Annotated in this window: 9 protein-coding genes; 6 read left to right on the forward strand and 3 right to left on the reverse strand. The window is 68.4% G+C overall.

What is annotated here, in order from left to right:
- Positions 1 to 6 precede the first annotated feature (6 nt).
- The gene (locus tag ACIA8G_RS23875; protein ID WP_396420865.1) at positions 7 to 2172 is read left to right on the forward strand and encodes a putative bifunctional diguanylate cyclase/phosphodiesterase; all 2166 of its coding nucleotides are present in this window, start codon (positions 7 to 9) and stop codon (positions 2170 to 2172) included.
- Here ACIA8G_RS23875 and ACIA8G_RS23880 read toward each other — a convergent pair.
- Complete coding sequence (locus tag ACIA8G_RS23880; protein ID WP_396420866.1) at positions 2169 to 4814, reverse strand: glycosyl hydrolase 2 galactose-binding domain-containing protein; 2646 nt, start codon at positions 4812 to 4814, stop codon at positions 2169 to 2171. The two genes, ACIA8G_RS23875 and ACIA8G_RS23880, sit on opposite strands and share 4 nt — an antisense overlap.
- A 150-nt stretch (positions 4815 to 4964) precedes the next feature.
- Here ACIA8G_RS23880 and ACIA8G_RS23885 point away from each other — a divergent pair, with 150 nt between their 5' ends.
- The 5 genes from ACIA8G_RS23885 (at position 4965) to ACIA8G_RS23905 (ending at position 9788) form a co-directional block, all read left to right on the forward strand.
- Positions 4965 to 5555, forward strand: a complete 591-nt coding sequence (locus tag ACIA8G_RS23885) for a DUF3558 domain-containing protein (RefSeq protein WP_396420867.1) — start codon at positions 4965 to 4967, stop codon at positions 5553 to 5555.
- A gap of 113 nt (positions 5556 to 5668) precedes the next feature.
- Positions 5669 to 6040 (forward strand): transcriptional regulator, encoded by a 372-nt coding sequence (locus ACIA8G_RS23890; protein ID WP_396420868.1) that lies wholly within the window; start codon positions 5669 to 5671, stop codon positions 6038 to 6040.
- A 15-nt stretch (positions 6041 to 6055) separates the two neighbouring features.
- Positions 6056 to 7282, forward strand: a complete 1227-nt coding sequence (locus tag ACIA8G_RS23895) for a PPE domain-containing protein (RefSeq protein ID WP_396420870.1) — start codon at positions 6056 to 6058, stop codon at positions 7280 to 7282.
- Positions 7279 to 8085, forward strand: a complete 807-nt coding sequence (locus tag ACIA8G_RS23900) for an ESX secretion-associated protein EspG (RefSeq protein ID WP_396420871.1) — start codon at positions 7279 to 7281, stop codon at positions 8083 to 8085. Before ACIA8G_RS23895 ends, ACIA8G_RS23900 begins: the two co-directional genes overlap by 4 nt.
- A 56-nt stretch (positions 8086 to 8141) precedes the next feature.
- Positions 8142 to 9788 carry a glycosyl hydrolase family 28-related protein gene (locus ACIA8G_RS23905; RefSeq protein ID WP_396420872.1) on the forward strand — a complete coding sequence of 549 codons (1647 nt, stop codon included), beginning with the start codon at positions 8142 to 8144 and terminating at the stop codon, positions 9786 to 9788.
- Here the strand turns inward: ACIA8G_RS23905 and ACIA8G_RS23910 are convergent.
- Both ACIA8G_RS23910 and ACIA8G_RS23915 read right to left on the reverse strand, forming a co-directional pair.
- Positions 9783 to 12023, reverse strand: a complete 2241-nt coding sequence (locus ACIA8G_RS23910) for an FtsK/SpoIIIE domain-containing protein (RefSeq protein WP_396420873.1) — start codon at positions 12021 to 12023, stop codon at positions 9783 to 9785. The two genes, ACIA8G_RS23905 and ACIA8G_RS23910, sit on opposite strands and share 6 nt — an antisense overlap.
- Positions 12020 to 13546, reverse strand: coding sequence for a hypothetical protein (locus ACIA8G_RS23915; RefSeq protein ID WP_396420874.1), 1527 nt, complete (start codon positions 13544 to 13546; stop codon positions 12020 to 12022). Before ACIA8G_RS23915 ends, ACIA8G_RS23910 begins: the two co-directional genes overlap by 4 nt.
- Positions 13547 to 13572: the final 26 nt, after the last annotated feature.

The raw sequence follows: 13572 nt of genomic DNA on the forward strand, positions 1-13572 counted from the left end.
GAACAGATGACCGAACGGGTTGACCACCGGGTGCGTGACGACCGCTCGCCTTTGGACCCGGCCGTGTTGGCCGGTGCCGAGTCGTTCGCGCGCAGCTGGGCCACGGCCGTGATCGGGTCGAGCTACGTGCCGATGACCCGCGCCGAGGTCGCCCAGCACCTGCAGGATCTCACCGAGATGCTGGTCGAGGCGCTGTTCGCGAGCCCGTTCCGCACGGCGCCCGGTTACGAGATCGGCTCACGGCTGGTCGACGCGCACTTCACCGGCACGGACACGCTGGGCCGCACCATCCAGCTCCTGGGCGACGACCTGCTGGTCGAGCTGGACGCCGCGGCCGATGAGCGCCTGCACTCCCGCCTGGCCGCCCTGCAGGGCGCGCTGGCCGCCGGGTACGCCCGCGCGCTGCGGGAACGCACGCTCGCCGAGCAGGAGGCGATCAGGGCGGCCGTCCTGGACGCCCGCGACCAGGCAGAGGCGATGCTGCGCGCCTCGGAGGCCCGGTTCCGCGCGATGTTCACCGAGGCCGCGATCGGCATCGGCATCGCCGACATCGACGGCCGGATCCTGGACGTCAACCAGGCCCTGCAGGACATGCTCGGGTTCAGCGTCGAGGAGATGCGCCAGTACAACGTGCGCGACCTCATGCACCCCGAGGACGCGGGCAGCGTGTGGCGGCTCTACGACCAGCTCATCGCGGGCGAGTGCGACCACTACCGGGCCGAGAAGCGGTTCCACCGCGCCGACGGCGAGCAGGTGTGGACGCACCTGACGCTGTCGCTGGTCCGTGACGACCACGGTGAGCCGCAGTACCAGGTGGCGATGATCGAGGACGTCACCGATCGGCACCTGCTGCAGAACCGGCTGCGCTACCAGGCGCTGCACGACCCGCTGACCGGCCTGCCGAACCGGGCGCTGTTCCTGGAACGGCTCGGCCGGGTGTTCAACAACCGCGGCAGGCACCTGCGGGCCGGCCTCTGCTACCTGGACCTGGACGGCTTCAAGGTCATCAACGACTCGCTCGGCCACGACGTCGGCGACCAGTTGCTGGTCGAGGTCGGGCGCAGGCTCGACCACTCCGTCTCCGGCGAGGGCAAGCTGGTCGCACGCATGGGCGGCGACGAGTTCGTGATCCTGGTCGAGGGCTCGTCGGGCGAACGGGACATCGTCGACGTCGCGGACCGGGTGCTGACCGAGCTGGAGGCGCCGATCCGCATCGCGGGCCACGAGCTGTCCGTGTCGGCCTCCATCGGCATCGTCGAACGGCAGCTGTCCGGCACGACGTCCGCTGACCTGATGCGCGACGCGGACATCACGCTCTACTGGGCGAAGGCGGACGGCAAGGCGCGCTGGGCGTTGTACGACCCGGAGCGCAACGCCCGCGAGGTCGCCCGGTTCACGTTGTCCGCCACGATGCCGCGGGCCCTGGAACGTGGCGAGTTCTACGTCGAGTACCAGCCGCTGGTGCGCCTGGAGGATTCGACGGTCACCGGCGTCGAGGCGCTGGTCCGCTGGCAACACCCGGAGTTCGGGCGGCTCGCGCCGGACCGGTTCATCGAGCTCGCCGAGGAGACCGGCCTGATCGTCCCGTTAGGACGGTGGGTGCTCCGCAAGGCGTGCGAGGAAGCACGGCGCTGGCTGGTGGAGTTCGGTGACGCGGCACCGTTCGTGTCGGTGAACCTGGCCGTGCGGCAGTCCCGCGACCCCGAGCTGGTGCGCGACGTCAAGCGCATCCTGGACGAGTGCGCGCTGCCGCCGCACCACCTGCAGCTGGAGCTGACCGAGTCGGCGATCATGGGCACCGCGGACGAGCCGCTGGAGGCGCTGCGGTCGTTGTGCGACATGGGTGTGCGCATCGCGATCGACGACTTCGGCACCGGCTACTCGAACCTGGCGTACCTGAAGCACCTGCCCGTGCACGAGCTGAAGATCGCCGGCTCGTTCATGGAGGGCCTGCGCGCCGAGAACGAGGAAGACCCCGTCGACTCGCAGATCGTCGCCACGCTGGTGCAGCTCGCGCACGCGTTGTCGTTGGGCGTCACGGCCGAGGGCGTGGAGACGCCCGCTCAGGCCGCACGACTGTTGAGGCTGGGATGTGACACGGGCCAGGGCTGGTTCTTCGCCCGCCCTGGCCCGCCGGAGAACATCGACAGCCTCCTGCGTGGAGACCTCTAGCTGAAGGACTTCTTCGCCACGTTGTGACCGGAGATCTCCACGACCGGCTGCGCGGAGCCGAGCGAGGAACTGCGGTACTCGGCCTTGAGCGTGAGGGTCTCGCCAGGCCACAGCGTCACGTAGTTGTCGCTCCACTGCGTCGGCAGCACCTCGGCACCGCCCTGGCCCTTGCGCAACGACGCCCGCACGAAGAACGCCACGGAGTTGCCGGTGTTCTTCACCGTCACGGTCGTCACCTGCTTGTCGTCACCGGCCGGTGCGGTGGACACGGTGGAGGACACCGTGCCGGGCTTCAACGTGTTGAGGCCCTTCAGATCCGCGTAGCCGGACTGCGGCGTGTGGTACCAGGTGGAGCCGCCGTAGTTCAGCGTGTCGGCCTTGGTCGACAGCCAGTAGACGTTGCGGTCCACCACGTTGCCGGCCGCGTCCTTGAGCAGCAGGCGCACGAAGTACGTCGTGGACAGACCGCTCGGCTGCGGCAGCGAGCCGACCTTCGTGGGGCCGTTCGCCGTCGCGTTCACGTTGCGGGTCTCGTCGGCCTTCTGCGTGCCGTCGAGGTTGAACAGCGTGACCTGCAGCTTGTGGTTGTTCGCGGTCTGCAGGCTGGTGTTCATCACGGCCAGCGACTTGTCGTCGTAGGAGTACTGGGCGTGCAACGGACGCAGACCGGTCTTGGCGCCGAAGTACGAACCCGCCGTGGCGAGGTAGTAGTCGTACAGGTGCCAGTACAGCGTCGGCCACGCGTTGTTGAGCATCCAGTAGATGACGCCCGTGGACGGGTTGCTGGAGTCGTTGAAGTTGTCGCCGAACGCCTCGAACTGCGAGCGGTTCGTCTCGTAGTTCGCGAGCTGCGCCTTGCGGACGAAGTCCTCGACGTTCGACGGCTTGCCGTAGCGGTTGTCGAGTGCGGTGCCCCAGAAGGTGAGCTTGTTGAACGTCGACGACGGCGACAGGTGGTACTGCGTCGCGTTGTAGTCGGTCAGCTTGTTGATCTCGCCCTGGGACAGGAACTTCTTCAGCTCGTCCATCTCCGGGATGGTCGCGCCGGGGCCGATCTCGGACGCGAACCCGGCCGCGCCGCCCTTCTGCTTGTTGAACCAGTAGACCGGCGGCTCCCACCAGTACGGGCCGTCCATCTTCATGCCGGGATTGCCCAGCTGCGGCGAGCTGACGTTCTTCGCCGACGAGATCACCGGCAGGTTCCACTCGGCCCGCTTCAGCGCGTCGAGGTAGATCTTCTCCAGGCCCGCGCGAGGCGCGTCGTCGGAGCCGATCATGAAGCCGATCATGCTCGGGTGGTTGCGGATGCGCTTGGCCTCGCTCTCCGCGGACTCACCGGCGACGCGGTTGTCCTCGGCGTCGAACGAGTCGTACTTCTCCCACTTCGAGCAGCACTCCCAGCCGGTGAGCAGCATGATGCCCTTGCGGTCGGCCAGGTCGTAGAGCTCGTCGTTCTCCGGCTTGCCCTCCAGCCGGATGGTGTTCATGCCCATCGCCTTGACGAGGTCGAGCTGGTCCTCGATGTAGCGCAGGTCGGTGCGCAGGAACAGATCCGACGCCCAGCCGCCGCCGCGCACCAGGAACGGCCTGCCGTTGACGGTGAACTGCCGGCCGCTGCCGCGGATGCTCGACGTGACCTCGCGGACGCCGAAGGTCGTCTTCGCGGTGTCGGACTCGGTCGTGCCGACGTTCGCGGCGAGCGTGGCCAGGTAGAGCGGCTGCGCGCCCATCTGGAACGGCCACCACACCTGCGGGTTCTGCAGGTCCTGGGTGAACGTCACGGTCTTGGTCTGGTTCGCGTTCAGCTGCACCGGCTGCTTGAACACCTGGCCCGCGATGGTCGCGGTGACCTCGGCGTTCACCGGCTGGCCGGTGTTGTTGCGCGCGTCGACCTTGGTGGTGATCTTGGCGCTGCTCAGGCTCGGCAGCGGCAGGTCGGAGTCGACGCGCAGGTTGCGCAGCGACACCGGGCCGCTCGGCGCGAACTGCACGTCGCGGAAGATGCCCTGGTTGCGGTCGGGCGGCAGCTGCGCCCAGTCGATGAAGTGGATCGCCAGGTCGTTCTGCGGGTCGGACGGCGACGCCTTGATCGCCAGCGCGTTGTCACCCTTGCGCAGCAACGAGGTCACGTTGAACTCGTGCGTCGGGTACGCGCCGACGACCGTCTCGGTGCCCGCGACCTTCGTGCCGTTCAGCCAGATCTCACCGCGCGAGATGATGCCGCCGTTGAGCTTGAGGAACGTGTTCACGCCCGGCTGCGGGTCGGCGGTGAACACCTTGCGGTACCACCAGGCGACCTTGAAGTCGTTGGGGTTGGCCTGTTTCAGGTTGTCGGAGTACCGGACGTCCGGGTACCTGTTGTTGGCGATCAAGCCGGCCATCACGGTCGACCTCGCCGGCACGGACAGCCAGCCGGCGTCCGAATAGGCCGGTCCGGAGATCACGTTCCCGGCCTGCGTGGCCGTGGCGCTGCTCTGCATGCGCCAGTCGGGAACGGTGGAGGTCGCACCGGGGCCGGCTGCCACCTTCAGCGCCGCTCCCGTGCCGGGTACAGGTCCCGCGTTGGCCGTGGTGCCTGGCACGAGCAAAGCCAGGCCCATCGCCGCCACGACCAGTGTTGGCAGTGGTCGGTTGCGCAGCATGTCGCTCCTCGACGCATCGGTGGCGGCGGCGCTCGGGGTATCGTAAAGAAGGTTTCCTTTTTGTGAGGTGACCGGCAATGCGCCTAATGGGTGATGCGTGCCACATCAATCGGCACACTCCGTGCGTGGTGATCCGATACGTTGGCCCGCATGCGTCGACTTGCCGTCCTGTTCGTGCTGGCAGCGGTCCTGAGCGGGTGTTCTTCGAAGGAATCCGGTACGCCGTCCGCGGGTGACCAGACCGCCACCGCACCGACCGGAACTTCCACAAAGAGCACCCCGGTGAACAGGCCGAAGGCCGTCGACATGAAGACGCTGGACCCGTGCTCGCTGGTCACGCCGGAGACGAAGACGGCACTCGGCATCCGCACTGTGGAGCCGGGTAAGCCGGACGCGGACTACGGCGAGGGCAGCAAGGGGTGCGGCACCAGCTACGAGGACCGCAAGTTCATCTGGAGCATCGACACGCTGGTCAACGGTGGCGTCGAAAGGCTGAAGAGGACGGTCGGCAAGGAGAGCGAGCTCACCGAGCTCAAGGTCGCCGGTTACCCCGCCTACCTCACCAAGGGGACGTCCGGGCTGAGGACCCCTGAGTGCCAGATCTACCTCGACTCGAACGACGAGCAGATGTTGCTGGTTTCGGTGACCGTGTCACTGGGTAGCGAATCGACTATGGACAGTGCTTGTGAGCGGGTCAAAGGGCTCGCTGAAGCGGCAGGTGCCGTGCTCGCGACGAAGTGAGTAGAAGTACTCCGCTTTTACCGGGAACCGGTCACTCGCGTCATGCATCAGAGCTAAAGTCGTTTCAAATGCACACGAGGCCCACTGGGGGCCGTACTGACGGAGGGTGTGCCGTGCATCTCGTGGATGGTGGGGGCGGTACTTCGCTGCCCCCGGACTTCGGGCAGCGCAAACTGAAGGTGGAGCCGTCCGCCATCCCGGAGGCCAGAAAGGCCTTCGAGCACGCACTTGACCAGTTCGACGCCAAGATCGAGCAAGCCGTTCGCGAGCTGCCCACGAAGCCCTGGGCCGAGGACCCGATCAGCAGCGAGACCTCCAAGGCGTTCAACGAGCAGACGACCGAGAAGGCGCTGGCCGCTCTGATCTTCTACAAGAAGCAGCTCGTGGGCGTCATCGATCAGCTGAAGATGATCGAGGAGCAGTACCGCCAGGTCGAGGGCGACAACACGGCCATGTGGGGCAAGCATCTGCGGGACCGGGACTGAGAGGGGGACTGACCGATGTCCGACCACCGTTTTCAGGGGTACGACCACCCCGAGCTGTACAAGATGATCAACTCGGGCCCCGGCGTCGCCGTCTCCATCCCGGTCGAGGCCGGTTGGAAGACCATCGCCACGACGCTCGCGCAGATCGACAGCGACCTGCACACCGCGCTCACCAAGATGGGCGCCGGCTGGGAGTCGGATGCCGCCGACGCTGCCCAGGGCGCATTGTCGCCGCTGGCCGAGTGGGCTGGATTCGCCGAGCGCGGCGCGAGCACCATGGAGAGCTCCGCCCGTCTGCAGGGCGAGTTCATCGCCGACGCGCGCAAGAAGATGCCCGAGGTCGTCCCGATCACGACCGAGAAGCCCGGCTTCATGGACTACGCCGTCGGCAGTCTCGCCGGTGGCATCGGCGTGGCGCACGTCGTCGGCCAGCAGCTCGACCACGAGCGCCAGGAAGCCGCCGCGGACAACGCCGCGGCCCAGGCCGTGAAGGTCATGGAGGACTACCAGTCAGACAGCCGCTGGAACTCCTCGACGCTCGGCGAGTTCCCGGACCCGCCGCAGGTCGTGATCGACACGCCGCCTCCCGGCGACACCGGCACCGGCAGCACGCGCGTCGGCTACACGTCGACCGGCCCGTACTCGCCGTCCGGCAACACCGGCACGACCTCGCCGTCGTGGACGCCGCCGCCGTCGGGCCCGCCGGTCACGCCCACGCCGACCTGGACGCCTCCCGGCACCGACACCCACGTCTCGTGGACGCAGCCGACGCCCACGCCCACCCCGACCCCGCCGCCGACGAGCCTCCCGCACCCGACGCCCACCCCGACGCCGACGCCGACCCCGGTCGCGCCCGGCCCGGTGTTCACCCGGCCGTCCACGGGCGGGCCCGGTGGTGGCGGCTCCAACGGCGTTCGCGGTGGTCAGCTCGGTGGCGGCAAGTCGTTCGGCCCGATGTCGGGTTCGCTCGGCTCGTCCAGCCAGAGCGGCATGAAGCCCGGCGGCATGCCCGGCATGGGCTCCGGTCCCGACGCGATGCGCGGCGGTGCCATGGGCGCCGGTGCGGGTGGCGGCAAGGGCGGTGCCGCCGGCGGCATGGGTGCCGGTGGCGCGCAGGGCCAGAAGGGCGAGGGCGAGGACGACATCGAGCACAAGGCGGCCGACTACCTGGTCGAGACCGACGACGTGTTCGGCGACGAGCGCATGGTCGCGCCCCCGGTCATCGGAGGCCTTCCGGAGTGAGTCTGTTCGGCAGCCCTTCGGAGAGGGAGCCGATCACTCTCTCCGCAGAGGAGTTCGACGTGGTGTGGGAGCGGCTGAACGTCGGTCCCATGCCACTCGTGCTCAAGGTTCCTTCGCCCGGCAAGACGCGCGACGAGCGCATCGCGCTGGAGAACCGCGTCCACCAGCAGCTCGACCAGCGCCGGCTGGGCAACTCGCGCGGGCTTTCCGCCGAGCTGGACGGACTGCTGCGCATGTTCGTGAAGCCCGAGCGGGAGGCGGACGGCCGCCTCTGGCTCGGCCACAGCTTGCGTGTCCTCGCGGTCGCGAACGGCGACTTCGGCGCGCTGGCGACGTTGCAGGACAAGCAACTGACGTTCCAGCCGTGGGCGGGCTCCGGGCTCGCCTCGGCGTTGCTGTCCGTGCTGCCCGCGCATCCCGCCGGCACCGGGATGTCGGTGACGGTGCCGAGCGAGGACATCGAGAAGGCCCTCGGGAACACCGACGGGTCGCCGAAGTCGATGGACGCGGCGTTCCGGAACATCGGTCTGCGCGAGGACGACGCGAAGGCGCTGGTGAAGATGTTCACCGGCCTGGAGCGCACCGGGAACTTCGGTGCCGCCGCCCGCGACAAGTACGGCAAGCGTTGCCGCCCGGACCGCGTGGTGTCGTTCTTCGACACAGAAGAGGGCCGCTACCTGCAGCAACGCCGTGCCTCGAACGGTCAGCCGCCGTGGAGCACGTTCACGCCGACCGACGCGCGCCGGCTCATGCACCAGGTCGACGAACTCATCGCCGAAGCGGTTCGTTCCGCCGGCGACTGATGTCTGGTTTGATCTGAGCACCGCCGCCGTGGCCAAGACCCCTTGGAGACGGCGAAATGAGCATCGACAGACGGCGGTTCCTGCTGGCTACAGGGGCTGCACTGATCGGGACGTCAGTGTTGACGGGGACGGCGTACGCCGAGCCCTCCGCTTCGCTGTGGCAAGAATTCGTTGCCAACCCGTACAACCACCCGCAGATCCCGAACATCGCCTTTGCCGGCTACCGCACGGGTGAGCGCCCGCCGCGCAGGCCCGTGCTCGCCAACGTCCTCTTCTTCGGCGCCCGCCGCGATGGCTCGGCCGACGCCTCCGGTGCGATCAACAAGGCGATCGAGTTCGTCGGCCGATTGGGCGGAGGCACCGTTTTCGTGCCGCCGGGCCGCTATCGGATCGACGACATCATCCGCATCGGCTACGACAACGTGGTGCTGCGCGGTGCGGGTAGCGCGAAGACGACCTTCTACGCGACCCGCTCGCTCGAGGAGATCGTCGGCATCAACCGCAGCCGCTACGGCTCGGAGAACTCGGCGTGGAGCTGGTCCGGCGGCCTGGTGTGGGTGTGCCACCGCGCCCGCTACCAGCCCCTGGTCGACGCCATCAAGGCCAAGAAGTGGCCGTTCGAGGGCTGGACCGGCAACGAGCTGGAAGCCGGTGAGACCCTGACGACGGTTTCCGGCTCCGCGGCACGGGGTGCGTTCGTCGTGACCGTCGAGAATGGACGGAAGCTGCGTGCCGGCCAGCGCGTGCTGCTGCGGCTGGACGACTCCGAGTACTCGCTGCCGAAGCACATGTGCGGTGACGTGCCCGGCACGACGACCTACCGGTGGGACGACAAGACCAAGCTCCTGTCGTACTTCCCGTTCCTGTGGCCGGTGCGCGTGGAGTGGGTGCGCGGCAACAGGGTCAAGCTTGCGCAGCCGTTGCCGCTGGAGATCCGCCCGGAGTGGAAGGCGCGCCTGACCACCATGGCACCGGTGATCACCGGCGCCGGTGTCGAGGGCATCAAGATCGAGATGTTCAAGGTTCCCACGCCGAGGCACCTGCAGGACAAGGGGTACAACGGCGTCGCGTTCCAGTGCGCCTGGGACTGCTGGGCCGACGACGTGCACGTCCAGGACGTCGACAACGGCTTCCTGCTGGTGTCCGCCAAGGGAATCTCGCTGCTGAACACGAAGGTCTCCGGCCGCGGTCACCACCACGCGTACGCGACCCGCGAGCAGTCGCACGACAACCTCACCGACGGCTTCGTGATCGAGGCACCGTCCGAGCCCTCACAGCCTGGCGCGGGCAACCACGGCCTGAACGTGGAGGGCCTGTCCTGCGGCAACGTCTGGACCCGCGGCCGGATGGACCACGACGTCTTCGACACCCATCGCGGTCTCCCGTTCGCCAACGTCCGCACCGAGATCACCATCAACAACGTCGGTGCGCACGGCGGTAGCGCAGACGCAGGACCCTTGTACGGCGCCAGGTTCGCGCACTGGAACGTCACCGTCACCAACCAGCGTGCCGGCAACGTCCGCATCGACCTGGTCGCCCCGTGCAGCGCCACCGTCGCCATCTCCGAGGTCCGCGACTTCGGCCAGATCGACAAGCCGGACTTCGCCGGAGCGCTGAACTCCCGCCTGGAGCTCTACGGCTCGACCGAGGTCACTCCTCGCAACCTCTATGACGCGCAACGCAAGCTGCGCCGCCACTCATGAGGTAATAGCGATCCGCACCTGTTGCTTCTGGTGCACGCAGAGGCCCGTGCCCGGTCGATCGGGGAGATCCGCCTGCCGGCGTTCATCCACGATCGACCAGGTCGGGTCCGTCAGCTTCAGCTCGACGCCCCACGCCAGGCTGTCCCTGACGAACTGCGGCACCTCGGCCCACGACGACGCGGTGACGACGACGTGCTGAGCCTCCGGGCGGCCGTACAGCGGGCCGTCCTCCAGGTGGAAACCGCTGGTGGAGCCGAAGGTTCTGGTGATCGACTCGGTCAGCGTGCGCATCGCCGTGGTGCGCCCGGAACCGGGCTTGCCGACGATCGCGCCGTGCCGGCCGGTGCCGCCGAAGTTCGCGTCGAACACGTCGACCCGGTGCTCGAACGGGTTGTCGCGCAGACCCACCGGCACCGTCCTGTGCTCCGGGGCGATCACGGTGAACTGGTCGAGCGTGATGTCGGTCCACTTGTGCAGCGGTGGCGGCAGGAGCTGGTCGCACACGGCTTCGACCTGACGCATCGCGTGCGGCAGCGACTTCGTGGTCTCGTCGAGATCTGGTGGGAGCGCGAAGCTCTCCACCGACCTGCCGATGCGCCGCGTCCAGTTCTCGCCGGTGAGCTCGAAGTGGTACGCGAGGAAGCTCTTCAGGTCGGCCGCCGGAGCCGTGTCGGACAGCAGGAGGTGCTGGCCGTAGCTGCGTCCGACTCGTCCGAAGGTCTGCAGGACCTCGAGGAACTCCGGGTGCTGGTCGATGAGGCCCTGCACGCCGTCGATGCAGACGAGCACCTCGGGCAGCGGGTCGAGCGGGGCGCCGTTGACGCGTGCTTCGCGGTAGTCCCAGGTGGTCTGGTAGTTGCCGCCGCCGACGAGCACGTTGGTGCGCCGCTCCTGTTCGCCTTGCAGTGCCTCGAGAATCCGGCTCGCGGTGGCCGCCTCCACGCGGTACGACCCGTACACGTGCGGTGCGCTTTCGAGCCCCGCGAACACCCCCGAGCCGTGGAAGTCGATGAGGATGAGCTGAAGCTCGTCCGGTGAGTGCCACAGGATCTGGCCGAGCAGCATCGCGCGGATGACCTCCGCGCGGCGTGCGGCCGGCGCGACCACCTCGCCGTGCGGCCCCATGCCGTCCTGCAGGCTGGCCGACTTGATGTCGATGTCGATCGGCTGACCGTGCTCGTCCGTCCCGACAGCGACCCGGTACTGCTCGCGGACCGGGCGCATCCGCCACGCGTGCTGCCGGTCGAAGCCGTCGGGCAGTCCGTGCAGTGCGAAGAAATCCGGTACCGGTTCGGCCTTGTTCATGAGCAGCGGCAACGACCTGGCCACCTCGTCGAGGTTCGCGGGCACGGTGCAGCCGGGAACCTGGTGCGGTGCCAGGTCGTGCGGGCTGTCGAGCAGCAGCTGCATCCCGGACTTGCCGACGTCCTGGGCGATGGTCGCCAGCGCGGTGCCGAACTCCGGTGCCGCGGCGAGGATGTCGTCCAGCCCGTTGACGCAGATCAGCAGCTGCGGCAGAACCTGGTCGAAGCCGCGGTGGTGGAAGATCGTCCAGGTGTTGCCGACGACCTCGAGGCGGCGTTCCGACTCGGCCAGCAGGGTCCCGGCGACCTGGCCGGGATCCGTTGCCACGCCTCGGTAGTGCGCGTGTACGTGCGGTGCTTGGTCCAGCCCTGCGAACGTGGTGGTGTCGTGGGCGTCGATGAACACCGCCTGGAACACCTTGGGCGAATGGGTCGTCATCAGGCCCAGCACCAGGCTGCGGAAGGCTTCCGGTGCGGTCGCGCAGAGATGCGAACCTCTCCGGTACTGCTCGTCGGAGTCGGTGAGCTCCACGCTGACCGGGTCGCCGTCCCCGTCGACACCGATCGGAACCGTCCCCCACTCACCCTTCCACGCTTCCGCCCTGGTGAAGCCACCCAGGCCGTGCAGAGCGAGGAAGTCCAGTCGTACCAACGATCGCAGGTATTCCGGAACGTCGTTCGGCGAGCCCGCCGTGATGATCACCTCGACGCCGCGGGCCATCGCGGTGATCCACCTGAGCGACTGGGCGAGGCCGGGATCGGCTTCCTCGCAGAGCTTCCAGTTGTCGATCAGCAGGGTCGCGCCCGGCTCGCCGCCGCGTTCGAACCACGTCAGCAGGTTCTGACACCGGCGGTGGTCGGTGGGGTCGAACGAGACGTTGACCGGTCCGGGCGGGGCACCTCGGCCGATGCGGTAGATCTGCTGGGTCACGGGATCGCGATCTGTACGGCGGTCTTGTCCCGCACGGACAGCCCGATGCCGGGCTGGTGCGGCACGTGCGAGGCGCTGCGGGCGTTGATCAGTGAGGTGGTCGGGTCGTCCAGGCGCAGCTCGATGCCGAACGCGAGGCTGTCCCTGATGAACGACGGTACCTGGTCCCACGACCGCGCGGTCACCACGATGTGCCGCTGCTGGTCGAGGGGCTCGCCGGGCCCGTCGAGCAGCTGGTACGCGCTCAGGTCGCCGAGGACAGCGGCGAGGGTGCGCATGGTCGCGCTCTTGCCGGTGCCGGGCGCGCCGACGATTGCCCCGTGCCGCAGTTCCTGGCTGAACTGCGGCACGAGCAGGTCGCGGCGGTGCTCGTAGGGGTTGTCGATCAGGCCGAGCGCGCCCTGCGGCAGCATGCCCAGCGTCAGCGGTTCGCCGTCGTAACCCAGCGGCGGAAGCATGATCTGGTAAGCGATTCCGGCGCCCGGCACGTTCGGGAGCCTGTCCGTCATCTCGGCCAGGTCGTGGGTCGGCGTCGCGAGCGGCCACTCCGGCAGCTCGTACGGGATGCCCTCGGGCACCTCGCCGACGAACAGGACGTGCATGCCCACCCCACGTCCGCCGCGCATCGCGGTCAGCAGCGCCGGGAGGTACTTCGGTTCCCTGGCGAGCAACGCCTCCGCGCCGGTGACGCAGACCAGGAAGTCGGCGACGGGCTCCAGATCCGCGCCGTCCAGCATCGCCTCCCGGTACTCGTGGAGGTTCTTGAACCCGCCCTTGTGCACGGTCTCCTGCCGTCGCGCGATCTCGCCGTAGAACGCGTCCAGCAACCGGATCACCATCGCGTCGTCGGCCGCCGGCGTCATCGTGTGTGTGACCTGCGGTGCGAATGCCAGCGGGTCGAAGACCCCGCTGCCGTCACCGTCGATGAAGAGGTACTGCAGGTAGTCCGCCGAGTGCGTGACCATCAGCCCCAGCAACAAGCCCTGCACCTGCTGCGGCAGGCCGCGGTGCACGGCGCTGCCGATCCCGACCTCGACGTGCACCGGCCAGCCCCGCTCGTCGACCCCCGCGGCGGCCGTGAAGTCGTTGCGCTGCCACATACCGCTCAGATCGGCCTCAATGCCGTGCAACGCCAGGAAATCCGTCGGCTGACCGAGCAACTGCCGCCGCAACCGAGGGGACAGATCGGTCCACTTCCGCGCCGTGACCACGACCTGCACGCCACGCGCGGGCCCGAAGCCCGCGATCCACTCCACGACACCGTCGAGCCCGGCGTCCTGCCCGGCGCACAACGCCCAGTCGTCCACCAGCAGCACCGCCCCGGAGGGCGCCCCGCGCTCGAACCAGTCCAGCAGACTCCGGCACCCGGCCTGATCGGCCGGATCGAAGGTGGCCGCGACCGGCAACGGGTCCGCACCCCGCCCGATCCGGTAGACGGCCATGTCCGGCGCGGCCGCGAGAGCCGCCGTCAGCCGCTCCCTCGTCGCCTGCCCGGAACCGACCACGGCGAAGTTACTGATCACCGCCCAGATATACCAACAGCCCCGAG

Origin of the sequence: Lentzea sp. NPDC051213 (assembly GCF_044455585.1) — a bacterium.
Taxonomy (GTDB): domain Bacteria; phylum Actinomycetota; class Actinomycetes; order Mycobacteriales; family Pseudonocardiaceae; genus Lentzea.

Excerpts from the sequence above, each read along its gene's own strand:
- ACIA8G_RS23895 (WP_396420870.1), top strand. The coding sequence starts at position 6,056 with ATGTCCGACCACCGTTTTCAGGGGTACGACCACCCCGAGCTGTACAAG.
- ACIA8G_RS23875 (WP_396420865.1), top strand. The coding sequence starts at position 7 with ATGACCGAACGGGTTGACCACCGGGTGCGTGACGACCGCTCGCCTTTG.
- ACIA8G_RS23885 (WP_396420867.1), top strand. The coding sequence starts at position 4,965 with ATGCGTCGACTTGCCGTCCTGTTCGTGCTGGCAGCGGTCCTGAGCGGG.
- ACIA8G_RS23905 (WP_396420872.1), top strand. The coding sequence starts at position 8,142 with ATGAGCATCGACAGACGGCGGTTCCTGCTGGCTACAGGGGCTGCACTG.
- ACIA8G_RS23880 (WP_396420866.1), bottom strand. The coding sequence starts at position 4,814 with ATGCTGCGCAACCGACCACTGCCAACACTGGTCGTGGCGGCGATGGGC.